Below are 24,133 nucleotides of genomic sequence, written 5' to 3' on the forward strand. Positions count from 1 at the left end.
CCGCATGATCCCCTGGCTCGAGCCGACGTCGCCCTTCCCCGACGTGTCCGAAGCGCTGACGATGGATGCGCCGGGCCTGCTCGCCGCCGGCGCCGACCTCTCGCCGCAGCGCCTGCTGCTCGCCTACCAGAACGGCATCTTCCCCTGGTTTTCCGAAGGCCAGCCCATCCTCTGGTGGAGCACCGACCCGCGCATGGTGCTGGAGACCAGCCGCTTCAAGGTCAGCGACAGCCTCAAGAAGACGCTGCGCAAGGTCGAGCGCAGCAGGATCGAGGGCGGCCCATGGGACGTCCGCTTCGACAGCGCTTTTGAACAGGTGATGCGCGCCTGCGCCGCGCCGCGCAAGGACGGCCCCGGCACCTGGATCTCGGAAGACATCATCGACGGCTACACGGGCCTCTTCGCCATGGGCTATGCCCACTCGGCCGAGGTCTGGCTGGACGGCGAACTGGTCGGCGGCGCCTATGGCGTCTGCATCGGCCGCATGTTCTATGGCGAATCGATGTTCGCGCGCGCGACGGACGCATCCAAGGTGGCGCTGGCCTACCTGGTGTCCTTCCTGCGCCGGAATGGCGTCAGGATGATCGACTGCCAGCAGGAGACCGGCCACCTGGCATCGCTGGGAGCCGCCCCGATCCCGCGCAGCGCTTTTCTTGCCCACCTGCGGGAAGCCATCCGCGAGCCCGCCATCACCCGCTGGGAAGTCGCGCCACCGTTGAACGGCTAACAGTGCGAAGGTACGATTTCGCTAAAATAGGTCCATCACGTCGTCTCGAGAGCTCTTTGCATGACGCACCTTAATGACCTGCCCTTCGCCACGCTGCAGTTCTATACCACCGCGCCCTACCCGTGCAGCTACCTCGACGCACGCCAGGCCCGCTCGCAGGTGGCGACGCCCTCGCACCTCATCAATGCCGACGTGTATTCCGAACTGGTGCGCAATGGCTTTCGCCGCAGCGGCATCTTCACCTACCGCCCCTACTGCGACGGCTGCCAGGCCTGCATCCCGGTGCGCGTCAAATGCGAGGACTTCACGCCCAACCGCACCCAGCGCCGCGCCTGGAAGCGCCACGGCAACCTCGTCGCCATGGTGGCCAACCTTGCTTTCTCGGACGAACACTACGCCCTCTACCTGCGCTACCAGACCACCCGCCACGTCGGCGGCGGCATGGACCAGGACAGCCGCGACCAGTACGCCCAGTTCCTGCTGCAGAGCCGCGTGAACACCCGCCTGGTCGAGTTCCGCGAGCCCGACGGTACCTTGCGCATGGTCTCCATCATCGACGTGCTGTCGGACGGCCTGTCCTCGGTCTACACCTTCTTCGACCCGGACGTCGAGGGCGCCTCCTTCGGCACCTACAACGTGATGTGGCAGGTGAACCAGGCGCGCGAACTGGGCCTCCAGTACGTCTATCTGGGATACTGGATCGAGCAGAGTCCGAAGATGGCCTACAAGATCAACTTCCGTCCGCTGGAAGCGCGCATCGGCGGCCGCTGGGGCGTGCTGGAACGCTGAGAACCGGCTTTCAGAGCATGTGAAAAAGCCTTCATGGCAAGGCGCATCGTCGAAGACAGTACGCTAGTACGGCGAGACGATGCAACGCCGCCATGGAGGAATTTTTCGCATGCTCGTAAAATGGCGGGAGTCATTCTTATGAGTCCCCCATGTCCGACAAGCTACTGTACTCCCTCGCCCGCCCGATCCTGTTCTCGCTCGACGCCGAGAAAGCCCACAATCTCGCCCTGCCGATGCTGCGCCGCGCCGCCGCGCTCGGCCTGACTGGCCTGGCCCCGAAACCGGCGCCGGACCCGCGCACCGTCATGGGCATCACCTTCCCGAACCCGGTCGGCCTGGCCGCCGGCCTGGACAAGGATGGCGCCTACATCGACGGCCTGGCTTCGCTCGGCTTCGGCTCGATCGAGATCGGCACCGTGACCCCGCGTCCGCAAGGCGGCAACCCGAAACCGCGCATCTTCCGCCTCCCGCAGGCCCAGGGCATCATCAACCGCATGGGTTTCAACAACGGCGGCGTCGACGCCTTCGTGGCCAATGTGCAGGCCTCGCGCTTCTACCAGGACAAGCAGGGCGTGCTCGGCCTGAACATCGGCAAGAATGCCGACACCCCGATCGAGCGCGCGGCCGACGATTACCTGGCTTGCCTGCGCAAGGTCTATCCCTACGCGAGCTACGTCACCGTCAACATCTCCTCGCCGAATACCAAGAACCTGCGCCAGCTGCAGGGCGAATCGGAGCTTGACGCCCTGCTGTCGCAACTCAAGCAAGAGCAGCTGCGCCTCGCGGACCAGCACAAGCGCTACGTGCCGGTGGCGCTGAAGATCGCCCCGGACATCGACGGCGACCAGGTGCGCAATATCGCCGGCGCCCTGCTGCGCCACAAGATCGACGGCGTGATCGCCACCAACACCACGCTCAGCCGCACTGCCGTGCAGGGCATGGAGCATGGCGAGGAAGCGGGCGGCCTGTCGGGCGCGCCGGTGTTCGAGCTGTCGAACACGGTGATCCGCCTGCTCAAGGCGGAGCTGGGCGACGCGCTGCCGATCATCGGCGTAGGCGGCATCATGCGCGGCGAGGATGCGCGCGCCAAGATCGAGGCCGGCGCCCAGCTGGTGCAGCTCTACACGGGCTTCATCTACGCCGGCCCGGCCCTGGTGCGCGACTGCGCCGCGGCCTTGCGCCGATAATGGCGGCAGGAGGATGCGCATGGAACGCAAGCAGCTTGGATTGACCGATCTGGTGGTGTCGAAGGTCTGCCTCGGCACCATGACCTTCGGCGAGCAGAATACGGAAGCGGAGGCGCACAGCCAGCTCGACTACGCTGTCGAGCGCGGCATCAACTTCATCGACACCGCCGAGATGTACCCGGTGATGGCGCGCGCCGAGACGCAGGGCTCGACCGAGCGCTTCATCGGCAGCTGGCTCAAGAAGACCGGGCGGCGCCGCGACGTGATCCTGGCCACCAAGATCGCCGGCCCGAACGTGAACATGCCCTGGATCCGCGGCGCCAACCACTGCCTCGATGCGACCAATGTCCGCGCCGCCGTCGAGGACAGCCTGCGCCGCCTGCACACCGACTACATCGACCTCTACCAGATCCACTGGCCGAGCCGCAACCTGCCGATCTTCGGCGCCAACAGCTTCAATCCGCAGGCCGAGCGCCCGGCGGTGCCGATCGAGGAAACCCTGGGTGCGCTCAGCGAGATGGTGCAGACCGGGACCATCCGCTACGTCGGCGTGTCGAACGAAAGCGCCTGGGGCGTGTGCGAGTACATCAAGCAGGCGGAGATGCACGGCCTGCCGCGCATCGCTACGGTGCAGAACCTGTACAACCTGACGGCCCGGGCTTTTGAAACGAGCCTGATGGACGAGGCCTGCTACCGCGAAGGCGTGAGCCTGCTGGCCTACAGCCCCCTCGCCTTCGGGCAGCTCACGGCAAAGTACCTGGACAATCCGCAGGCGCGCGGGCGGCTGACGATCTTCCCGCAGAACTGGAGTCCACGCTATGTGCGCCCGAGCGTGCTGGCGGCCACTGCGGAATATGCGGCGCTGGCGCGGGAAAATGGAATGAGCCCGGCGCAGATGGCGCTGGCGTGGTGCTACTCGCGCTGGTTCGTGGGCTCGACCATCATCGGGGCCACGAACCTGGAGCAGCTGAAGGAAAACATCGATGCGGCCGACATCGCACTCTCAAGTGAGGTCATGGCCGGCATCGATGCGATTCACGCGAAATACACCAACCCCGGCCAGTAGAGGCGGAGCTTACTCCACCGCCTGCAAGGCCTTCTCGATATCCGAGCGCGTGTAGCCCTGGGCGAAGCGCTCGATGAAGTGGTAGGCATAGGCCCGCAGGTAGGACCCCTTGCGCACCGCGAGGCGCGTCACGTTCGGGGCGAACAGGTGCGAGGCCTCGATCGCCCGCATTCCCTTGTCGCGGCCATGGTCGAAGGCCATCGAGGCCACGATCCCCACGCCCATCCCCAGCGCCACGTACTGCTTGATGACGTCCGAATCCATCGCGGTCAGCACGATGTCCGGCGCCAGGCCGGCTTCGCGGAAGGCGGCGTCGATGTGGCTGCGGCCCGTGAAGCCGACGTCATAGGTGATGAGCGGGTACTCGGCCAGGTCTTCCAGGCGCAGCGGGGTGCCGCTCGACATGATCGGGTGGCCTTCGGGCGCGACCACCAGGTGGCTCCAGCGATAGCAGGGGAAGGAAACCAGGTCCGGGAAGGCCGACAGGCCCTCGGTGGCGATGCCGATATCGGCCTTGCCCGACAGGACCCACTCCGCGATGTGTTCCGGTGCGCTCTGCTGCAGGGCGATGCGCACCTCGGGGTAGGCGTTGCGGAACGATTGCACCACCTGCGGCAGCGCATAGCGGGCCTGGGTGTGGGTGACGGCCACCGTCAGGGTGCCGCTGTCCTGGGCCGCGAATTCGGCGCTGGCCTGCTGCAGGTTCTCGGCCTCGACCAGCAGGCGCTCGACGATCTTGAGGATGCCCTTGCCCGGCGGCGTCAGGCCGGTCAGGCGCTTGCCGTTGCGCTCGAAGATCACGACCCCGAGCTCGTCCTCGAGCTCGCGGATCTGGCGCGAGACGCCCGGCTGCGAGGTGAACAGCGCATTGGCCACCTCGGTCAGGTTGAAGTCGCGCCGTGCCGCTTCGCGCACGGAGCGCAGCTGCTGAAAATTCATATTCCCTCTCCCGCATCCACGAAGACCTCGATCCGGCGCGGCTTGACGACCAGGGTGTCGCCCTCGACGAAACCATGGCGGGCGAACAGTTCGCTCGGCATCACCGCCTCGATCAGCTGCTGGTTGTCGGCGCGCTCCAGGTCGAGCTGGGCCAGCGGACCGATCGCATGGGCGCGGCGCAGCTTGGCGACGACGCCTTCCGCACCTGGTGTGTAGCGCTCGACGTCGAGGTCGTGCGGACGCACGTAGCCGATGCCCTGGCCGTTGCGCACGCCGGAATGTTCGGGCGCCTTGAACTGCACGTCGCCGCTGGCGAGCACGCCTTCGTGCACGCGGCCGTGGAAGAGGTTGACGTTGCCGAGGAAGCCGTACACGAAAGGCGATGCCGGCTGGTTGTAGACGGCGTCCGGCGTGCCGAGCTGCTCGATGCGGCCCTTGTTCATCAGGACCACCTGGTCGGCCACTTCGAGCGCCTCTTCCTGGTCGTGGGTCACGAAGATCGAAGTCACGTGCAGCTCGTCGTGCAGGCGGCGCAGCCAGCGGCGCAGCTCCTTGCGCACCTTGGCGTCCAGCGCGCCGAAGGGTTCGTCCAGCAGCAGCACGCGCGGCTCCACGGCCAGGGCGCGCGCCAGGGCGATACGCTGGCGCTGGCCGCCGGACAGTTGCGGCGGATAGCGGTCGGCGATCCAGTCGAGCTGCACGAGTTCGAGCAGCTGCTTCACCTTGTCGCGGATCTGGGCTTCGGAGGGGCGCTCCTTGCGCGGCTTCACGCGCAAACCAAAAGCGACGTTCTCGAACACCGTCATGTGCTTGAACAGTGCGTAATGCTGGAACACGAAGCCGACCTGGCGCTCGCGCACGTGGCGGTGCGAGGCGTCTTCGCCGTCGAGCAGCACGGCGCCCGAATCGGGATGCTCGAGGCCGGCGATCACGCGCAGCAGCGTGGTCTTGCCGCAGCCGGAAGGCCCCAGCAAGGCGGTCAGCTGGCCGTCGGGGAACTTGAGCGAAACATCGTCGAGCGCAGTGAACTGGCCGAACTGTTTGCGGATGTGCTGGACTTCGATCGTCATTCTGCGTGCTCCAAATTGCGTGCGTCCGCGCTGCGTGCCTGATGCAGACGCCATTCGACAAGACTCTTCACCGCGAGCGTCACCAGCGCCAGCAATGCCAGCAGCGACGCCACCGCGAAGGCAGCCGTGAAGTTGTATTCGTTGTAGAGGATCTCGACGTGCAGCGGCATCGTGTTGGTCTCGCCGCGGATGTGGCCCGACACCACCGAGACGGCGCCGAACTCGCCCATTGCCCTGGCGTTGCACAGGATGACGCCGTAGAGCAGGCCCCACTTGATGTTCGGGATGGTCACGCGCCAGAAGGTCGACCAGCCCGAGGCGCCCAATACCAGCGCCGCTTCTTCCTCTTCGGTGCCCTGCTGCTGCATCAGCGGGATCAGCTCGCGCGCGACAAACGGGAAGGTGATGAAGACGGTCGCCAGCACGATCCCCGGCACTGCGAACAAAATCTTGATGTCGTGCTCGGCCAGCCAGTCGCCGAACCAGCCCTGGGCGCCGAACAGCAGCACGTAGATCAGGCCCGCGATCACGGGCGAGACCGAGAACGGCAGGTCGATCAGGGTAAGGAGGAAGCTCTTGCCCCGGAATTCGAACTTGGCGATGGCCCAGGCGGCGGCCACGCCGAACACGAGGTTCAGGGGCACCGAGATGCCGGCCGCGATCAGCGTGAGCTTGATGGCCGATATCGCGTCCGGGTCGCGGATCGATTCGAGGTAGACGTCCCAGCCCCGCTTCAGCGCCTCGGTGAAGACGGCGGCCAGGGGTACGAACAGGAACAGCGTGAGGAAAGCCAGCGCCACCGCGATCAGGGCGTAGCGCACCCAATCCGGTTCCAGCACATTGGTCTTCGGCCGGCGGGCCGGGGCCGCCGTCTTTGGCGCCGCCTTGAGCTTGTCGAGGACTGCGCTCATCAGTTGCGCCCCCCTTTACCCGCACGTTTGCGTGTCCACGCCTGCAGCAGGTTAATCGTCAGCAGCAGGATGAAGGAGATGACCAGCATGACCACCGCGATCGCCGTGGCGCCCGCGTAGTCGTACTGCTCGAGTTTGGTGATGATGAAGAGCGGCGTGATCTCGGAAACCATCGGCAGGTTGCCGGCGATAAAGATCACCGAACCGTATTCGCCGGTGGCGCGGGCGAAGGCCAGCGCGAAGCCGGTGAGCAGGGCCGGCACGATCGAGGGCAACACCACGCGCCGGAAGGTCTGCAGCGGCGAGGCGCCCAGGCTGGCCGCGGCTTCTTCCAGTTCGCGCTCGGCTTCCTCCAGCACCGGCTGCACCGTGCGCACCACGAAAGGCAGGCCGATGAAGGTCAGCGCGATCAGCACGCCCAGCGGCGTGAAGGCCACCTTGATGCCGACCTTGGCGAGCTGTTCGCCGATCAGGCCGTTGTGCGAGTACAGGGCGGTCAGGGTGATGCCGGCCACCGCGGTGGGCAGGGCGAACGGCAGGTCGACCAGGGCGTCGACGAAACGCTTGCCCGGGAAGGTGTAGCGCACCAGCACCCAGGCGACGATGCCGCCGAAGATCACGTTGATGAAGGCGGCCAGCAGCGAGGCGCCGAAGGTGAGCCGGTAGGACGCGAGCACGCGCTCGGAGGTGACGGCGCTCCAGAAGGCGTCCCAGCTCATCGTGAAGGTCTTCAGGAAGACCGCCGACAGCGGGATCAGCACGATCAGCGCCAGGTAGAAAATCGTGAAGCCGAGCGAGATGCCGAAGCCGGGTATCACACGGCCGGGGGATTTCCGCTGTGGCAAAGCAAGCGAGGTCATGGAGGCCCTTATTACAAATCCTTCTAACAGGCCTTCATAATCTCACGCAGTGCTTATATTACAAACGACGCATTCCTCATTTGCATAGACAGATCGGCTATTAGCTGTTGAACAGAACTCAGAACACCAGCTTGGCTGCGACGCCGGTCAGCGTCATGGCCAGCAAACCACGCAGCACGCGTTCCGGCACCTTGCGCGCCGCCATGGCGCCGAGGGTGATGCCGGGCACCGAGCCCACGAGCAGGGTCAGCAGCAGCATCCAGTCGATCGAGCCCAGCCACCAGTGGCCGATGGCCGCAATCGCGGTCAGCGGCACGGCGTAGGCGATATCGGTGCCCGCCACTTCGGCCGGTGTGAGGCGCGGATAGAGCAGCACCAGCAGGGTGGCGCCGATCGCGCCCGCGCCGATCGAGGACACGGTGACCAGCACGCCCAGCACGGCGCCCGAGAAAACGGTGGCGGCGGCCAGCGCCCTGCCCTGCAGCTGGCGTTCGGGATGGGCGTTGATCCAGGCCAGCATGCGCGCGCGCAGCAGCAGCGCGACCACGGTCAGCATGACGGAGATGGCGATGGAATAGCGGATGACCTGCCCGATGTGCTGGTCGAGCGCGCCGAACCGGCCCAGGGCCAGGGTCGCCAGCAAGGCGGCCGGCAAGGCGCCCAGGCAGAGACGGCCGACGATGGGCCACTGCACGGTTCGGTTGAAACGGTGGGTGATGGTGCCGACGCCCTTGGTGATCGAGGCGAAGGCCAGGTCGGTGCCGACCGCGACGGAAGGCGAGACACCGAACAGCAGGGTGAGCAGGGGCGTCATGAGCGAGCCGCCACCCACGCCGGTCATGCCCACCAGAAGCCCAACCGCGAATCCTGCAATGATATACGTCGTCGACATCCAATATCCCTCACGTTAAGCCACAGCGTAAGGGTACGCGACAGCGAAGCCAACAACAGGATTCTTATTTGCTTATGCAGAGAGCGCCAGACGGCATGGCCGTCCGGCGCGCAGCGCGATTACTTGTTCGGCTGAGGCGTCAGGCGCAGGTAGGGACGCGGCGAGGTGTAGCCCTTCGGATACTTCTGCTCGATCACGGCCGGATCCTGCACGGTCAGCGGGATGATGACGTCGTCGCCATCCTTCCAGTTGCCCGGGGTGGCCACGGTGTAGCCGTCGGTCAGTTGCAGGGCGTCGATGACGCGCAGCACCTCGTCGAAGTTGCGGCCGGTGCTCATCGGGTAGGTAATAATCAGACGCACTTTCTTGGCCGGATCGATGATGAACAGCGAACGCACGGTGGCGGTGGCCGAGGCTTCCGGGTGGATCATGTCATACAGATTGGACACCGTTTTGTCGGCGTCGGCGATGATCGGGAAGCCGACCACGGTCTGCTGGGTTTCCTCGATGTCCTTGATCCAGTCGCGGTGCTTGTCGGCCGGGTCGACCGACAGCGCGATGGCCTTGACGTTGCGCTTGTCGAATTCCGGCTTCAGCTTGGCGGTCAAGCCCAGCTCGGTGGTGCAGACCGGCGTGAAGTCGGCCGGGTGCGAGAACAGCACCACCCAGGAATCGCCCGCCCACTCGTGGAAGCGGATCTTGCCGATGCTGGATTCCTGTTCGAAATCGGGCGCGGTATCGCCGAGGCGTAAGGTCATGTCATTTCTCCGTGTGTAAGGTGGACAACGTTGTATCAGGCCCTAGTCTAAGTGGACATGGGGATGAATCAAACGACAGCTTTCTTATTTGCTTGTACTGCCAGTGCATGAGCTACATGAAGCGGTTGTACAGCACGACGAGCCAAGTCGCCAGCGCCAGCAGCAAGGCCAGCGCGACGGCGGCGCTGCCCATGTCCTTGGCGACCTTGGACAGGGGGTGACGGTCGAGAGAAATACGGTCGACGATGGCTTCGATGGCCGAGTTGACGATCTCGACGATCAGCACCAGCACCAGTACGCCGACGAGGACCAGCTTCTGGAAGCTGGACACCGGCAACAGGAGGGCGACGATGGTGGCGATGGCGACCACCACGACCTCCTGGCGGAAGGCGGCTTCGCTGCGCCAGGCCCAGGACAGGCCGTCCCAGGTATTGCGGCAGGCCGCCAACAGGCGGGCGATGCCGCGCTTGGTCTTGAATTCGCTGGTCAAGTGTTCCATGGTGGTTCGATATCATTGCCGGACTGTCATTATGCCCCGCCATCGCCGCCTTGCACACCGTAGCCCATCGGTTTGCACGGTCGTTTCACATCATGGTATAAAGTGATGAATACTGCACCGCACCAACCACATCATGAAAATGGAAACCCTAGAAGCGGCCCCCGGCTCGGCCCCGGCCAAGACCTCGATCCAGGTGATCGAGCGCATGATGGCGCTGCTCGATGCGCTGGCCAACTATTCCGACCCCGTGAGCCTGAAGGAACTGTCGAAGGTCTCCGGCCTGCACCCGTCGACCGCGCACCGCATCCTGAACGACATGGTCGTCACGCGCTTCGTGGACCGCGTCGAGCCGGGCACCTACCGCCTCGGCATGCGCCTGCTGGAACTGGGCAACGTGGTGAAGAGCCGGCTCTCGGTGCGCGAAGCGGCGCTCGACTTCATGCGCGCCCTGCACAAGAAGACCCAGCAGACCGTCAACCTGTCGGTGCGCCAGGGCGACGAGATCGTCTACATCGACCGCGCCTACTCCGAGCGCTCCGGCATGCAGGTGGTGCGCGCCATCGGCGGCCGCGCGCCGCTGCACCTGACCTCGACCGGCAAGCTCTTCCTGTCGATCGACGACGCGAAAACCATCCGCGCCTACGCCACCCGCACGGGTCTCGCCGGCCACAACAAGAATTCGATCACGGATCTCGCACGCTTCGAGCGCGAGCTGAGCCTGGTGCGCGCCCGCGGCTACGCGCGCGACAACGAGGAGCTGGAACTGGGCGTGCGCTGCATGGCCGCCGGCATTTTCGACGACAGCGGCAAGCTGGTGGCCGGCCTGTCGATCTCGGCCCCGGCCGACCGCCTGCAGGAAGAATGGCTGGAAGATCTGGTGCAGACGGCGTCCAGCATTTCGGCGACGCTGGGCTACCGCCCTGTCCCGGCCGTCTGATCAGTGCAGCGCCGGCACCGGCGCTGCGGCGCTGTAGCTGCCGATCACGGGTGGGCCGGCCGCCTCGCCCAGGGTGCCCGGGGCCAGTACGTCGAGCTTGCCCGGCGCCAGCGCCTCGAGGAAGCGGCGCACCCGGCCCGCGTCTGCGGTGCGCGACATTTTCCCCTTCGAATCCAGGAAGACCATGATCACGTTGCGGCCGTGGATGGCCGCCTGCATCACCAGGCAGCGCCCAGCTTCGTTGATGAAGCCGGTCTTCTGCAGGCCGATGTTCCAGTCGGGCAGCGCCACCAGGTAATTCGTGTTCGCGTAACGCATCGGGCGACCGCTCGCCTTGACCACCGAGTTCGGCGTGGTCGAGTACTCGCGCAGCAGCGGCTCGCCGTGGGCGGTGGCGACCAGGCGCGCCAGGTCGCGTGCGCTCGACACATTGCGGCTCGACAGGCCGCTCGAATCCACGTAATGGGTGTCCTTCATGCCCAGCTCGGCGGCCTTGGCGTTCATGGCGGCCACGAAGGCGTCGATACCGCCGGGATAGTTGCGGCCCAGTGCCGAGGCTGCCCGGTTTTCCGAACTCATCAGGGCGATATGCAGCAGCTCGCGGCGCGTCATGCGTGTGCCCACCGGCAGGCGCGAGCTCGAATACTTGTGGCGGTCGACGTCGGCGTCGGTGATGCGCAGCACTTCGTCGAGGTCCTGCCTGGCCTGCACCACGACGAGCCCCGTCATGAGCTTGGTGATCGAGGCGATCGGCAGGGCGATGTTGGCGTTCTTCTCGAACAGCACTTCCGAGCTGTTCTGGTCGAGCACGAAGGCCACGTTGGAGCGCAGCGAGAGCGGGTCGGTGGTGCGGCGCAGGCCGGCGGCGTCGCCCAGGCTGCGCGGGTCGATGGCGGCCGCGCCGGATGCGCGGCGCACCACGTGATACGTCACCTTGCGCTTGCCGCGCACCATTTCCACGCGGCGCACCATGCGCTGGCGGTTGTCGTCGGCAATGGCGTGGGCCAGGTCCTTGCGGCTGGCGCGCGCGGCCTTCTTCTTGCGCACGGTTTTCTTGACGCTGCTGCGCTTCTGTTTTTTCTTGACGGTGTCGCTCTTGCTGGCGCCTGCGCCGGCCCCCGCCCCCGCTCCCGCGGCATGCACGGGCTGGAAGGCAAACAGCAGCGAAACGACTGCGGCCAATGCAAGTTTGAACATCTAAAAAACCCTTCGGCACAAACTGATGAGGTACGGATGCAGTGTAGCCGAACGACGTGCTATCGCAAGAGATATGTAAATTCCGTGCGGCAACAATGCAAAATACAACAGCACATGTCTACCATTATTCCAGAAAGCGGGCGAAGCCTTGTGCCGGCTCGCGTTCCGTGACCAGGGTGTTTTCGATGCGTTCCGGATCGGCCCAGCCGAGGGCCATGCCGCACACGACCATCTCGTTTGCGGGCAGCTGCAGCTCCTCGGCAATGACGCGGTGGTATTGCGTGAAGGCGGCCTGGGGGCAGGTGTCGAGCCCGCGGGCACGGGCGGCCACCATGATGTTCTGCAGGAACATGCCGTAGTCGAGCCAGGAGCCCTGTTCCATGATGCGGTCGATCGTGAAGATCAGGCCGACCGGGGCGTCGAAGAAGCGGTAGTTGCGCGCGTGCTGGGCCGCCATGCCGGCCTTGTTGTCGCGCGTCAGGCCCAGCAGCGAATACAGGTCCCAGCCCACCTTGCGGCGCCGGTCGACATAGGGCGAGATCCATGCGCGCGGATAGTAGGCGTATTCCTCGGTATGTTCCTTGGCCTGCCGGGGGTCGGCGTTCACCTGCCCGATGGCGTCGACCAGCCGCTCGCGCGCCTTGCCCGTCAACACATACACCTTCCACGGCTGGGTATTGGTGCCCGAGGGTGCGCGGGCCGCCACGTCGAGGATGCGTTCGATGTCTTCGCGCGCGACTTCGCGGTCGAGGAAAGCGCGGATCGAACGGCGCGAGGTGATCGCCGCGTCGACGGCTTCCTGCTGGGGGCTGGTGATCATTGGGGGTCTCCTTGTTTTCTGACGACGAATGCCACGCCGAGCACCGCCACCGCCATGCCGGCCAGGGCGAGCGGGCTGAAGGCTTCGCCGAACAGGAGCCAGGCCATGATCGCGGTGGTGGGCGGGGTCAGGTAGAGCAGGCTTGTCACTTCAGTGGCCTGGCTGCGGCGGATCAGGGTGAACAGTAAAAAGATGGCGCCGATCGACAGCGCGAAGATCGACCACAGCCAGGCGACGATGAAGTCCCTGCTCCAGCTGACGCTGGAAAAACCCGGGTCGAGGTCTTCAAGCAGGATGGCCAGCGGCAGCAGGACCACGACGGTGGCGCCGAACTGGATCACGGTGCCGGTGCGCAGATCGAAGGATGGGCACCAGCGCTTCTGGTACATGGTGCCGGCGGTAATACAGAACAGCGCGAACACGCACAGCAGGATGCCGGCGGCCGTCAGGCCGGCCAGGTGCAGCTTGGCATAGACCACCAGCGCCACGCCCGACAGGCCGAGCACCAGCCCGAGCCACTGGCGCGGACGCACCTGTTCGCCGATCAGGGGCGCGCAGGCCGCCGTCAGGATGGGCTGCATGCCGACGATCAGGGCGGTGAGCCCCGCCGGCATGCCGAGCTTGATCGCGGCCCACACCCCGCCCAGGTAGCCGGCCTGCAGCAGCAGGCCGGCGAACGCCACGTGCAGGATCCGCCCGCGCGGCCAGGGCGCGCGAAAGAGCAGCACCATCGGCAGCAGCACCGCGAGGGCGCCGAGGCAGCGCAGGATCAGGAAGGTCAGCGGCGGCGCGTAAGGCAGGCCGAGCTTGGCGACGATGAAGCCGGTGCTCCACAGGAAGACGAAGAACAGCGGCACCGGCGACAGCCAGGAGCTTGACGAGACTGGATGCGCGGGGGAGGAGGTGCCGTGCGACATGGATAAGATGCTGCACAGCAGCTTAATCAAAGCACAAGTGCCTAGTCTAGCATGGTGCCGTCGACCCCGTTCGGGAGCCTGGCAGGCCACAAATCCTTGCGTTGCATCAATAACAAGATGTTGAAATTTCTTAGTAGAAATGCATTCAAGAAATTTATGCACACGATGATGGTGCGGCGCGTCAAAATCGCTTGACTCCCCTAATCAATTGCGTGAAAATTTGCCCTGTTGCGGTGCACAAAAAAGAGTTTCGTTGCAAATCGACGGAAAAAATCTGCCTCACCGGTCCAAGCAACATTTCATCCACTGTACGCATTGAATTTTGGAGAGCCACATGTTTGCAATTCCTGAGCAGTTCTCGAACGCCACCAAAGCCAACCTGGAATCGCAGTTCGCCCTGCTGTCCTCGCTGACCACCAAGACCTTCGAAAGCGTCGAGAAGCTGGTCGACCTGAACATCAGCACCGCCCGCACTACCCTGGAAACCTCGTCGAACGTCGCCCGCCAGCTGCTGAGCGCCAAGGATCCGCAGGAATTCTTCTCGGTGACCGCTTCGCAGGCCCAGCCGACCGCCGAAACCGCCCTGTCCTACAGCCGCCAGCTCGCCTCGATCGCCACCAGCACCGGCGCCGAGTTCTCGAAGGCCGCCGAAGGCCAGATCGTCGAAGCCAACCGCAAGGTGATCTCGCTGGTCGACGAAGTGAGCAAGAACGCCCCGGCCGGTTCGGAAAGCTATGTCGCCGCCGTCAAGACCGCGATCAGCAACGCCAACGCCGGTTACGAGCAGTTCAGCAAGACCACCAAGCAGGCCGTCGAAGCCATCGAGTCGAACCTGAACGCCGCCGTGAACCAGTTTTCGGCGACCGCCCGCAAGGCGACCAACACCGCGACTGCTGCGACTGCCGCCGCTGCGGCCTAAGCTGCGCGTCGTAAAGTAAAGAGCCGGGACGGCGACGTCCCGGCTTTTTGTTTTTCGTAGGGTGGTCGGTAAAACAGTCCAGTGGACTGTTTTACGCCGACCGCGCGTTCAACAACACGATGAACGGCCGATACGTCTGCTCAAACAGTATTTGAACGCGCGGACGGGGAACCCGCCTCTCGTGGCCCGGTCCACCCTACTCCCCCAAATACGCCGCCTGCACCCGCGGATCATTGAGCATCTCGGCCGCATTCCCCGTCATCGTCAGGCTGCCCGATTCCATCACATAGCCCCGGTGCGCCGCCTGCAGCGCCAGTTTCGCGTTCTGCTCGACCAGCAGGATGGTGATCCCTTGCCGCGACACATCGCGGATCACCTCGAAGATCTTCTCGACCATGATCGGCGACAGCCCCATCGAGGGCTCGTCCAGCAGCAGCAAGGTCGGGTGGCACATCAGGGCGCGCGCCATCGCCAGCATCTGCTGCTCGCCGCCCGAGAGCGTGCCGGCCAGCTGGTGTGCTCTCTCCTTCAGGCGCGGGAAGACCGCGTACCACTTCTCGATATCGTCCGCGATGCCCGCCTTGTCATTGCGCGTGTAGGCGCCCATGAGCAGGTTCTCGTGGATGCTCATGCGCGTGAACACGCCCCGCCCTTCCGGCACCATGGCGAGCTTCTGCTGCACCATGCGCCAAGGTTGCGTGCCCTTCAAGGGCTGGCCGAGGTAGCGGATCTCGCCATCGACCTTGCAGGGCGGGAGGGTGCCGGTGATGGCTTTCAGGGTGGTGGTCTTGCCGGCGCCGTTGGCGCCGATCAGGGTCACCAGTTCGCCCCGGTTCACTTCCAGGTCCAGTCCCTTGACCGCCTTGATGCCGCCATAGGCGACCTTCAGGCCGCTCACTTTCAGGATGTTTTCAGTCATTCGTGCGCTCCGCCCAGGTAGGCCTTGATCACGGCCTCGTTCTTCTGGATCTCGGACGGCAGGCCCTCGGCGATCTGCTTGCCGTATTCGAGCACCGTGATGCGGTCGCACAGGCCCATCATGAGCTTGACGTCGTGCTCGATCAGCAGCACGGTCTTGCCTTCGTTTTTGATCTTTACCAGCAGCTCGCGCAGGGCCAGCTTCTCGGTGGCGTTCATGCCGGCCGCCGGCTCGTCCAGCGCCAGCAGCTGCGGCTCGGTCGCCAGTGCGCGGGCGATCTCCAGGCGGCGCTGGTCGCCGTAGGAAAGGTATCTGGCGGTGCGGCCGGCGTACTGGCCGATGCCCACGAAATCGAGCAGTTCCTGGGCGCGCAGGCGGATTGCCGCCTCTTCCTCGCGCGCCGCCTTGTGGCGGAAGATCGCGCCGAACACGCCCTGGCGGGTGCGCACGTGGCGGCCCACCATCACGTTCTCGAGCGCCGTCATCTCGCCGAACAGGCGGATGTTCTGGAAGGTGCGCGCGATGCCGGCCCTGGCCACTTCGTGCGGGGCCGAGGGCGAATACGGCTTGCCGGCCAGCTCGAAGCTGCCGCTGTCGGGCTGGTACAGGCCCGTGATCACGTTGAAGAAGGTGGTCTTGCCGGCGCCGTTCGGCCCGATCAGGCCAACTATCTGGCCGCGCGCGATGCGGATGCCGACGTCGGTCAGCGCCTGCAGGCCGCCGAAGCGCTTGTTGACGCCGGAGATGTTCAGGAGCAGGTTCGTCGACTGCGCGCTCATGCCCTGGCCTCCTCTTCTTCTTCGCGGGCGATCGCCGCGTTGGGCCGCTCTTCGCGGTTCGGCGACGGCCACAGGCCGGCCGGATTGAACAGCATGATCAGGACCAGCGCCAGGCCGTAGAGCAGCTGGCGCAGCACCTCGGCTTCGATGACGACGGTGCCGAACAGCGCCATCTGGGCCGGCTCCACCACGTGGCGCAGCACTTCCGGCAGCCCCGCCAGCAGCACGCCGCCCAGCACCACGCCGGGGATGTGGCCGATCCCGCCCAGCACCACCATGGCCAGCACGGCGATCGATTCCTTCAGCTCGAAGGAGTCGGGCGACACGAAGCCCTGGAAGGCGCCGAACATGGCGCCGGCCACGCCGCCGAAGCTCGCGCCCATGGCGAAGGCCAGCAGCTTGACGTTGCGGGTGTTGATGCCCATGGCCTTGGCCGCGATCTCGTCCTCGCGGATCGCCACCCAGGCGCGGCCCAGGCGCGAATGCTGCAGGCGGCTGGTCGTGAAGATGGTCACGATGGTGAGCAGGAGGAACAGGAAGTAATAGGCGTTCACCGAGGGCATGGCATAGCCGCCCACCTGCACCACGCCGCCCTCCCCATGCAGCGAGACGCCGAACACGCGGATCGGGTCGATCATATTGATGCCCTGCGGCCCGTTGGTGAAGTTGATCGGGTCGTTCAGGTTGTTCATGAAGATGCGGATGATCTCGCCGAAGCCCAGCGTCACGATGGCGAGGTAGTCGCCGCGCAGCTTCAGGGTCGGGGCGCCCAGCAGCGCGCCGAACAGGCCGGCGACGACCGCCGCCAGCGGCACGATCGCCCACACCGACAGGTGGATGCCGTTCTGCTGGATCTCGGGCCCGAAGAAGGCCACCAGCGCTTCGCCCAGCGCGGGCGAATAGTAGATGAGCGATTCCAGCAGCGCCGCGAACTGCGGCGAGGCGAACAGGCCGACCAGATAGGCGCCGACCGCGAAGAAGGCGATGTAGCCCAGGTCGAGCAGGCCGGCGAAGCCGACCACGATGTTCAGGCCCAGCGCCAGCATGATGTAGAGCAGCGCGAGGTCGACGATGCGCACCCAGGAGTTGCCGTACTGGGAAGCGACGAAGGGGAAGACCAGCATCAGGACCAGCACCACCGCCATGCTGGTATAAGCCTGGCGCGGCTTGTGCTGGACGTCGAAATTCAGGAGTGCCATATCGTGTCCTCCCGGCTCAGGCGCGGTCCGCCACGCGCTCGCCCATGATGCCCGAGGGGCGCAGGGTCAGCACGAGGATCAGCACGACGAAGGCGAAGATGTCCTGGTAGTGGCTGCCCAGGAAGCCGCCGGTGAAGTCGCCGATGTAGCCGGCGCCGAGCGCTTCGATGATGCCCAGCAGGATGCCGCCGATCATGGCGCCGTAGATGTTGCCGATCCCCCCGAGCACCGCCGCGCAGAAGGCTTTCATCCCCGGCAGCACGCCCATGGTGAAGGTGATCGAGGCATAGTTGGCGCCCCACATCACGCCGGCGACTGCGGCCAGCGCGGCGCCGATGGCGAAGGTGGCGACGATCACGCGGTTCGAATCGACGCCCATCAGGCCCGCCACGCGCGGGTTCTCGGCCACGGCGCGCATCGCCCGGCCCATCCTGGTGCGTTCGACCAGCAGGACCAGGGCGACCATGGACACCGCGGCCAGCACCAGCAGCAGGATCTGGGTGTGCGAGATCAGGGCCCCGCCAATGCTGACCGGTTCCGGCGAGAGCAGCTGCGGGAAAGGCAGCGGGCTGCGGCCCCAGATCATCATGGCGAAGGTCTGCAGCAGGATCGACACGCCGATCGCCGTGATCAGGGGCGCCAGGCGCGGCGCATTGCGCAGCCTGCGGTAGGCGACCCGCTCGATCAGGATGTTCACCAGCACGGCCACCGGAATGGCGCCGAGGATGGCGATGGCCAGCTGCAGGGCGCCGGACAGGCCGGGCGCATGGGTCTCGAGCAGCTTGAGGATGGTGAGGCCGATCATGGCGCCGATCATGAGCACGTCGCCGTGGGCGAAGTTGATCAGGTTGAGCACCCCGTAGACCATGGTGTAGCCGAGGGCGATCAGGGCATACATGCTGCCCAGCACCAGGCCGTTGAGGATTTGTTGAAGGAAGGTTTCCAGCATTGCGCGTTAGTCTCCGGCGAATTGAAAACGGCACTGCCGGGTCGCCCCGCAGTGCCGTTTCTGGCCTGGCGTTCATGTTCCGATGGCCGCCATCATAACTTGGCAAATGGAAAACTAATACCGGAAAACGCGCCCCTTCGGCAAATTTGCTTCTTGTAAAGACAACTCAGGCGCTTTCCGCGCGTGCGCCGTCCAGGCCCTTGGGCAGCGGGAACACGACGTGCTCTTCCACGCCCTCGAGGGCGCGCACGCTGGCCGCGCCCAGTTCTTTCAGGCGGTCGATCACGGCCTGCACCAGCACTTCCGGGGCCGAGGCGCCTGCGGTGACGCCGATGCGCTTCTTGCCTTCGATCCAGGCCGGGTCGATCTTGCTGGCATTGTCGACCATATAGGCCGGGGTGCCCTTCTTCTCGGCCACTTCACGCAGGCGGTTCGAGTTCGAGCTGTTCGGGCTGCCGACCACGACCACGACCTCGACCTGCGGCGCCAGGAACTTCACGGCTTCCTGGCGGTTGGTGGTGGCGTAGCAGATGTCGCCCTTCTTCGGCTCGATGATGTTCGGGAAGCGCGCCTTCAGTGCCGCGATGATGTCGGCGGTGTCGTCGACCGACAGGGTGGTCTGCGACACGTAGGCCAGCTGGTCCGGATTCTTGACCTGCAGCGTCGCCACGTCTTCGACGGTCTCGACCAGGTGCATGCCCTCTTCCGCCTGGCCCATCGTGCCTTCGACTTCCGGATGGCCATCGTGGCCGATCATGATGATCTCGCAGCCCTGCTTGCGCATTTTCGCCACTTCCACGTGGACCTTGGTCACCAGCGGGCAGGTGGCATCGAAAATGGTCAGGCCGCGCGCCTCGGCGTCGGCGCGCACGGCCTTGGAGACGCCGTGGGCCGAGAACACCAGGGTATTACCCGCAGGAACATCTTCCAGTTCTTCGATGAAGATTGCCCCCTTGTTGCGCAGGTCTTCCACGACATAGGCGTTGTGCACGATCTCGTGCCGCACATAGATCGGAGCGCCGAACTGGCGCAACGCGCGCTCGACGATCTCGATGGCGCGGTCGACGCCGGCGCAGAAGCCGCGCGGCTGGGCGAGGAGGATTTCGTTTTCCATGAGTGCTTTGTTCCTGTTTACAGAACCGAGATCAGTTTCACTTCGAAACGCAGGGCCTGGCCGGCCAGCGGGTGGTTGAAGTCGAACAGCGCGGTGGTGTCGCGCATTTCCAGCAGCACGCCGGCGAAGCGGCCGCCCTTCGGCGCATTGAATTCGATCAGCTCGCCCACCTTGTAGTCGGCGTCCGGCACGGAATTCTCTTCCAGCGTCGCCTTCGAGACCGGCTGGATCAGGTCGGGATTGCGCTCGCCGAAGGCGTCCGCCGCGCTCAGCTCGAAGGTTTCGTGGGCGCCTTCCGGCAGGCCGATCAGGCGCGACTCGAGGAAAGGCGCCAGTTGGCCCTGGCCCAGCAGCAAGGTGGCCGGGGTGCCGTCGAAGGTAGTGATGAGATCAGTACCGTCGGCGGTGGCAAGCCGATAATGCAGGGTCAGATAGGAGGATGCGTTGACGACGGGTGCGTTGGACATGTTCTTTGTTGTGTCTGGCAAGCCTGGTTCAGGCAAACCGCTATTTTACCGCTACTGGGCCGGGGCCGCGCCGCGGCGCCGCAGTTTGCCCCCTTATCTACTCCATTTCTGCCCCATTTTTGGCAAGGACCCCACGATGAGAATCACGGAATGGCCGGAAGAGCAACGCCCGCGCGAACGGCTGCTGCGCGCCGGCGCCACTGCCCTGTCGGATACGGAGTTGCTGGCGATTTTCCTGCGCGTCGGCGTGGCCGGTAAAAGCGCGGTGGCGCTGGCGCGCGACATGCTCGAGCATTTCGGCTCGCTGCACCGGCTGCTGCACGCTTCTTCCAGCGAATTCGGCCGGCTGCACGGGCTCGGGCCGGCCAAATATGCCCAGCTTCAGGCGGCCATCGAGCTCACCCGGCGGGCGGTGGGCGAGGAATTCCAGCGCACCGGGCTCTGCTCCCCGGACGCGGTGCGCCATTACCTGCGCAACCAGTTCGCCCTGCAGGCCCATGAATCCTTCGTGGTGCTCTTCCTCGACGTGAAGAACCGCCTGATCCGTTTCAGTGAAATGTTTCGCGGGACGCTGACCCAGCTTTCGGAGTACCAACTACGATTTTATACCTTAGCGACCCGCGAAGCTATTACTCAGCTCTGTATATAACCAAAGCTGTGCGCCTCAGCTCTCGCTACCTACCAACTCTGCGCAGGATGAGGTAGCGCGTGCAGCTCAACAGCTCACAATTCAAGTCACCAGGGCATTTTCCAAGGTGGGGCCGTGTTGCCTTCAAGGCATCCAGACACCGCAGCTGCTCTCTGAAAACTAATCCGGAAATCGAAGTTCACATGTCTCACCCGAATTCGGTTACAAAAAGTGCAACACCTACAGACAAATAGTTTGTTCTTTTCACAGCTTAATCGTAGAATCTTTGCGTTAGGCATGGTTTCCAAGTGGACATTACGCAATAGACAGGGCTAAGAAATACTCAAAATGGTGACTAGACAACTAGCTGACGTTGGCGACACAGAATTTGAAAACCTCACGTTTGACCTAATGATTGCGCATGGGATGAGGAATGTTACCTGGCGAACCCCAGGAGCAGATGGTGGGCGAGATATCGAGGGATACATTATTCAAAATGATTTCTCCTTAACACAAACTACGCAAAAATGGTATGTTGAGTGCAAGCGATATGCAACTTCGGTCGATTGGTTCACTATTTACAAAAAATTAGCTTTTGCAGAATCGAATTCGGCCGATGTACTTTTGTTGTGCACGACTGCAAAAGTTACTCCGACTGCCATAACCGAAGTCGAAAAATGGAATAAATTGAAGAGGGGCCCAACAATAAGACTGTGGCCCGGACATCAGATTGAAATGCTGCTGTCAAAATATCAAGACATTGCATGGAAATACGGACTCGAAAATACACCTATCCCAATCACGGGGTCGACTCTTGACTTGACACTTACCCTGAGTAAGTGTGTGAGTAGCTATCACTCATCAATTGAGTTTAAAGATGAGGTGGCCCCGCCAATGTTGAAAGCAGCACAAGCACTTTCTTCTCTGTTACAAATGAAGATGGAAAGCATTCAAGGTTTCGGGCGGTTCGACAAAATATTTTATGAGCCGAGTCGATATAATTTTCCTGGAACAGTTATTTCTGATTCAATTAAAAAAGTGGACGGCCCGTCCATGAACGCTTTCCTAAGCTATCTAGTTGCTCTGAGAATTACCGTATCATCTATTACACCCGACTCAATTTACACATGCATAGTTACATGCAGTAATTCTATTGAGGCACAACTAAGCAGATACAAGAGAACCTTTGATGCAATAGCTTTATGGGGTGATTTTGAATACACTGTCAACAGCAATATCATTAAAATAACTCAGCGATAATATATGAGCGAGAATGAAACAACCACCTTTCCAAAAGGAAAAGATGTAGGACTCTTGTTCCTTGCGAATTTCGTCCACCAAGTAGTTAACCCTATTAGTGGCGTTATTGGCAACTTAGATAACGTCGTAGATGGCACATATCAAGGCGAAAAAGCTAAACGAGTGGTCAACGCTAGTAGAGCTCAGTTAGTACAATGTGTCTCACTTATCCGCAACCTTGCATATCTGTCAGATTTTTTCTTCGAGACATCTGAGAAAAGTGAGCTACGGACAGCACGGGAAGCGGCGACATCAGTCTTGCCCCAAATAATAATTGAAGCTATTCAATTTTTCCAAAGTCAAGCTGGTCGAAAAGAAATCAATATTGAGCTATTGAATCCCAGCGACCAGTATAGAGTTACGGCACGCCCTGAATTGCTGAGGCAAATCTTTATTAACCTATTCGACAACTGGCTTAAATATGGGCTTTCGTTTCAGACCGTTGAGGTAACTACTTCAGTTAATGCGAACAGTGAGCTTACCGTTGAGCTAATCGGTAAAAGCATCGGATTCAGCAATAACGACGCAGAGAAGATTTTCGAAATGGGCTTCCGTAGTCGCGAAGCACACGGAAAGGTTGCACAAGGCTCAGGCATCGGACTTTTCATTTGCAAGAAAATCACTGAAGAAATCTTAGAAGGAAAAATTACTGCTCATCATTCCCCTAAAAGCAGTGTTACCACTTTCCGAATCACTATTCCTAAAAAATTATGGCAACTGTAGAACTCCCTCAAAAGCTTCTGGACGATACAATACTTATCGTCGATGACGAACCTGAGCATATTCAATGGTTGTTTGATTACATCGAAGCAAAAGGCATGAAAATTCATGTCATGAACAACGTTGAAGACGCGATAAATGCTGCAAATCAGGCACAATATCGTGCTTATATAATTGATTTAAATATACCGATGGGCAATTGGAAACCCACATTCGTCGTACCCACCGATGTGTATGAAAAATACAAGGGTTTTTATGTTATCAAGTATGTCCGAACTCAAGGTAATCTGGGGAAAAATGTTAGTGCATATTCCGCTCATTACAATGAACAAATCATAGCTGAAACCAAAACCTTGTATTGCGAGTACACTTCGAAGGATAGGGTGCAAGATTTTAAAAAAGAGGTTGCCAACATAATTGCGACCCCAATTGACTCTCACGCGGTCATCAAGTCTACAACTATATAAATTGCGACTCCGACGACTGAAGTAGCAATTAACTCCAGTCGGCACGACATAGCTAATTCATAAACTGCGGTTGGCAGCGAGCACGCCGACTCTCAGCTATCAGAGCATCAACTGCGAGGTTCACTAACTTTGACTACAGGCCAAGCTTTCAGGCACTCAAGGGTGTAACGGGCAGCAATGCTGATTTGCCGCTTTCAACAAATGGTGACATAGCTGTCAACCAGGGGCTGCAATTCGGTTCGTGACCTCAAGAGCAACGAAGTGAGAATTGATGTGGTGGGCCTTCTACATGCACTACAGCCCCCAATTGGCGTAGAGCGCGATAGCGTGCTTAAGGCTAGTGAAGAGCTGCCGAGGCGCACTAGCCCTACCATACGCCTTGTCGATGCTTAGTGAACCTCCGATGGCCTCCGGTGGCCCTTTGCGCGCTGAGGGCCTAGAACCTGGGCAACCAGGGAATGTGCTGGAGCAATGCTTGGTCGCCTTCAGCCTCGACCAGCGCAGAGCTGGCGCCCGACAATCTGTAGCACGAACGTGAGCTTGGTTGAAGCGGTGTGGTTGCATTGAACCCATCTGAGCAACACAGCACGTGGAACAGAACGCCATAGAAGCCCCAGGAGGCACCGCAGACTACTTAGGCCACCACACCCCTACATAACCCGCTGCGAGGTCCTGGCGGCCCTTCTATGACCTTTTAAAGGCCTTCGAACAGCCGGGCTTAACTCTAGGCAAACAAAAGAATAGGAAAGCAGCGCTGCTTGCTCGGAGCCAGCCATCCGGCACGGGAAGATGACCCAGAGCCGATAATGCGGTCGCCTCTTCAGAAATCCCAGGGCAAGCGATAATGCTCTAGACTCTTGGTAGCCGCGCACTTAGATGGCGCACAGAACTCCATCGCAACCCGAGAGCCGCGCAGAGCCATAAGGCTCCCTATTTCCACGCGACGTCGAAGACCGCTTCGTGCTTGGCACCTCTTGTCAAATTTCAGCGACGCACAAAGGTCAGCAGGTCGACACATTGTGGCACTCTTCCCTGGCTGCCGGCCGCTGGAAGCGGAATTACGCATGCACGCGCGAATATAATCTCAATATTGAGCTTATGCTT

25 protein-coding genes and 1 pseudogene are annotated in these 24,133 nt (G+C 62.3%); 10 read left to right on the top strand and 16 right to left on the bottom strand.

Translation table 11 applies throughout. The features are described 5' to 3' along the window. The first annotated feature begins 4 nt into the window (after window positions 1-4). The 4 genes from aat (at window position 5) to NX780_RS02310 (ending at window position 3,769) form a co-directional block, all read left to right on the top strand. A complete protein-coding gene (gene aat, locus NX780_RS02295; RefSeq protein WP_258826250.1) occupies window positions 5-727 on the top strand; it encodes a leucyl/phenylalanyl-tRNA--protein transferase in 723 nt (240 codons plus the stop codon). Window positions 728-787: 60 nt separating this feature from the next. Continuing rightward, window positions 788-1,516: an arginyltransferase gene (locus NX780_RS02300; protein ID WP_258826251.1), complete on the top strand. Its 729-nt coding sequence runs from the start codon at window positions 788-790 to the stop codon at window positions 1,514-1,516. 149 nt (window positions 1,517-1,665) lie between these two features. Further along, on the top strand, window positions 1,666-2,703 hold the full coding sequence (locus NX780_RS02305) for a quinone-dependent dihydroorotate dehydrogenase (protein WP_258826252.1): 1,038 nt from the start codon (window positions 1,666-1,668) through the stop codon (window positions 2,701-2,703). A 19-nt stretch (window positions 2,704-2,722) separates the two neighbouring features. After that, window positions 2,723-3,769 (top strand): aldo/keto reductase, encoded by a 1,047-nt coding sequence (locus NX780_RS02310; protein ID WP_258826253.1) that lies wholly within the window; start codon window positions 2,723-2,725, stop codon window positions 3,767-3,769. A 9-nt stretch (window positions 3,770-3,778) separates the two neighbouring features. Here the strand turns inward: NX780_RS02310 and NX780_RS02315 are convergent, their stop codons facing one another. The 7 genes from NX780_RS02315 to NX780_RS02345 all read right to left on the bottom strand — a co-directional run bounded on the left by NX780_RS02315 (window position 3,779) and on the right by NX780_RS02345 (window position 9,698). Beyond that, a complete protein-coding gene (locus NX780_RS02315; RefSeq protein ID WP_258826254.1) occupies window positions 3,779-4,708 on the bottom strand; it encodes a CysB family HTH-type transcriptional regulator in 930 nt (309 codons plus the stop codon). Beyond that, window positions 4,705-5,778 (bottom strand): sulfate/molybdate ABC transporter ATP-binding protein, encoded by a 1,074-nt coding sequence (locus NX780_RS02320; RefSeq protein WP_258826255.1) that lies wholly within the window; start codon window positions 5,776-5,778, stop codon window positions 4,705-4,707. The genes NX780_RS02315 and NX780_RS02320 overlap by 4 nt, the downstream gene beginning before the upstream one ends. Continuing rightward, on the bottom strand, window positions 5,775-6,689 hold the full coding sequence (gene cysW / locus NX780_RS02325) for a sulfate ABC transporter permease subunit CysW (protein WP_258826256.1): 915 nt from the start codon (window positions 6,687-6,689) through the stop codon (window positions 5,775-5,777). Before cysW ends, NX780_RS02320 begins: the two co-directional genes overlap by 4 nt. Beyond that, window positions 6,689-7,549, bottom strand: coding sequence for a sulfate ABC transporter permease subunit CysT (gene cysT / locus NX780_RS02330; protein ID WP_258826257.1), 861 nt, complete (start codon window positions 7,547-7,549; stop codon window positions 6,689-6,691). The genes cysW and cysT overlap by 1 nt, the downstream gene beginning before the upstream one ends. Window positions 7,550-7,667: 118 nt before the next feature. Next, window positions 7,668-8,441, bottom strand: coding sequence for a sulfite exporter TauE/SafE family protein (locus NX780_RS02335; RefSeq protein ID WP_258826258.1), 774 nt, complete (start codon window positions 8,439-8,441; stop codon window positions 7,668-7,670). 119 nt (window positions 8,442-8,560) lie between these two features. Next, window positions 8,561-9,199: a peroxiredoxin gene (locus tag NX780_RS02340; protein ID WP_231056851.1), complete on the bottom strand. Its 639-nt coding sequence runs from the start codon at window positions 9,197-9,199 to the stop codon at window positions 8,561-8,563. 112 nt (window positions 9,200-9,311) lie between these two features. Then, the gene (locus NX780_RS02345; protein WP_258826259.1) at window positions 9,312-9,698 is read right to left on the bottom strand and encodes a diacylglycerol kinase; all 387 of its coding nucleotides are present in this window, start codon (window positions 9,696-9,698) and stop codon (window positions 9,312-9,314) included. Between the two features lie 133 nt (window positions 9,699-9,831). On the opposite strand from NX780_RS02345, the gene NX780_RS02350 reads away from it, so the two are divergent. Further along, window positions 9,832-10,635, top strand: a complete 804-nt coding sequence (locus NX780_RS02350) for an IclR family transcriptional regulator (protein WP_258826260.1) — start codon at window positions 9,832-9,834, stop codon at window positions 10,633-10,635. On the opposite strand, the gene NX780_RS02355 is transcribed toward NX780_RS02350, so the two are convergent. The 3 genes from NX780_RS02355 to NX780_RS02365 form a co-directional block, all read right to left on the bottom strand. Beyond that, the gene (locus NX780_RS02355) at window positions 10,636-11,832 is read right to left on the bottom strand and encodes a serine hydrolase (protein WP_258826261.1); all 1,197 of its coding nucleotides are present in this window, start codon (window positions 11,830-11,832) and stop codon (window positions 10,636-10,638) included. A 124-nt stretch (window positions 11,833-11,956) separates the two neighbouring features. Then, window positions 11,957-12,652 carry a nitroreductase gene (locus tag NX780_RS02360; RefSeq protein WP_258826262.1) on the bottom strand — a complete coding sequence of 232 codons (696 nt, stop codon included), beginning with the start codon at window positions 12,650-12,652 and terminating at the stop codon, window positions 11,957-11,959. Continuing rightward, window positions 12,649-13,569 (bottom strand): DMT family transporter, encoded by a 921-nt coding sequence (locus tag NX780_RS02365; protein ID WP_258826263.1) that lies wholly within the window; start codon window positions 13,567-13,569, stop codon window positions 12,649-12,651. Before NX780_RS02365 ends, NX780_RS02360 begins: the two co-directional genes overlap by 4 nt. Window positions 13,570-13,903: 334 nt before the next feature. On the opposite strand from NX780_RS02365, the gene NX780_RS02370 reads away from it, so the two are divergent. Beyond that, on the top strand, window positions 13,904-14,488 hold the full coding sequence (locus NX780_RS02370; protein ID WP_258826264.1) for a phasin family protein: 585 nt from the start codon (window positions 13,904-13,906) through the stop codon (window positions 14,486-14,488). 196 nt (window positions 14,489-14,684) lie between these two features. Here the strand turns inward: NX780_RS02370 and NX780_RS02375 are convergent, their stop codons facing one another. From NX780_RS02375 to NX780_RS02400, 6 genes are all read right to left on the bottom strand, one after another. Beyond that, the gene (locus tag NX780_RS02375; RefSeq protein WP_258826265.1) at window positions 14,685-15,407 is read right to left on the bottom strand and encodes an ABC transporter ATP-binding protein; all 723 of its coding nucleotides are present in this window, start codon (window positions 15,405-15,407) and stop codon (window positions 14,685-14,687) included. Then, the gene (locus tag NX780_RS02380; RefSeq protein WP_258826266.1) at window positions 15,404-16,186 is read right to left on the bottom strand and encodes an ABC transporter ATP-binding protein; all 783 of its coding nucleotides are present in this window, start codon (window positions 16,184-16,186) and stop codon (window positions 15,404-15,406) included. The genes NX780_RS02375 and NX780_RS02380 overlap by 4 nt, the downstream gene beginning before the upstream one ends. After that, the gene (locus tag NX780_RS02385) at window positions 16,183-17,385 is read right to left on the bottom strand and encodes an ABC transporter permease subunit (RefSeq protein ID WP_258826267.1); all 1,203 of its coding nucleotides are present in this window, start codon (window positions 17,383-17,385) and stop codon (window positions 16,183-16,185) included. The genes NX780_RS02380 and NX780_RS02385 overlap by 4 nt, the downstream gene beginning before the upstream one ends. A 16-nt stretch (window positions 17,386-17,401) precedes the next feature. Further along, window positions 17,402-18,331 (bottom strand): branched-chain amino acid ABC transporter permease, encoded by a 930-nt coding sequence (locus NX780_RS02390; protein WP_258826393.1) that lies wholly within the window; start codon window positions 18,329-18,331, stop codon window positions 17,402-17,404. A 169-nt stretch (window positions 18,332-18,500) separates the two neighbouring features. After that, a complete protein-coding gene (gene ispH, locus NX780_RS02395) occupies window positions 18,501-19,448 on the bottom strand; it encodes a 4-hydroxy-3-methylbut-2-enyl diphosphate reductase (protein WP_258826268.1) in 948 nt (315 codons plus the stop codon). A gap of 17 nt (window positions 19,449-19,465) precedes the next feature. Further along, complete coding sequence (locus NX780_RS02400) at window positions 19,466-19,915, bottom strand: FKBP-type peptidyl-prolyl cis-trans isomerase (protein WP_258826269.1); 450 nt, start codon at window positions 19,913-19,915, stop codon at window positions 19,466-19,468. Between the two features lie 136 nt (window positions 19,916-20,051). Here NX780_RS02400 and NX780_RS02405 point away from each other — a divergent pair. The 4 genes and pseudogenes from NX780_RS02405 to NX780_RS02420 all read left to right on the top strand — a co-directional run. Then, window positions 20,052-20,507 (top strand): annotated as a pseudogene (locus NX780_RS02405) (UPF0758 domain-containing protein); the annotation flags it as partial. Between the two features lie 384 nt (window positions 20,508-20,891). Continuing rightward, window positions 20,892-21,803: a restriction endonuclease gene (locus NX780_RS02410; protein WP_258826270.1), complete on the top strand. Its 912-nt coding sequence runs from the start codon at window positions 20,892-20,894 to the stop codon at window positions 21,801-21,803. A 3-nt stretch (window positions 21,804-21,806) separates the two neighbouring features. Next, window positions 21,807-22,565: a sensor histidine kinase gene (locus NX780_RS02415; protein ID WP_258826271.1), complete on the top strand. Its 759-nt coding sequence runs from the start codon at window positions 21,807-21,809 to the stop codon at window positions 22,563-22,565. Beyond that, window positions 22,553-23,029 carry a response regulator gene (locus NX780_RS02420; protein WP_258826272.1) on the top strand — a complete coding sequence of 159 codons (477 nt, stop codon included), beginning with the start codon at window positions 22,553-22,555 and terminating at the stop codon, window positions 23,027-23,029. The genes NX780_RS02415 and NX780_RS02420 overlap by 13 nt, the downstream gene beginning before the upstream one ends. Window positions 23,030-24,133: the final 1,104 nt, after the last annotated feature.

Source organism: Massilia agri (assembly GCF_024753255.1).
GTDB lineage: Bacteria > Pseudomonadota > Gammaproteobacteria > Burkholderiales > Burkholderiaceae_D > Telluria > Telluria agri.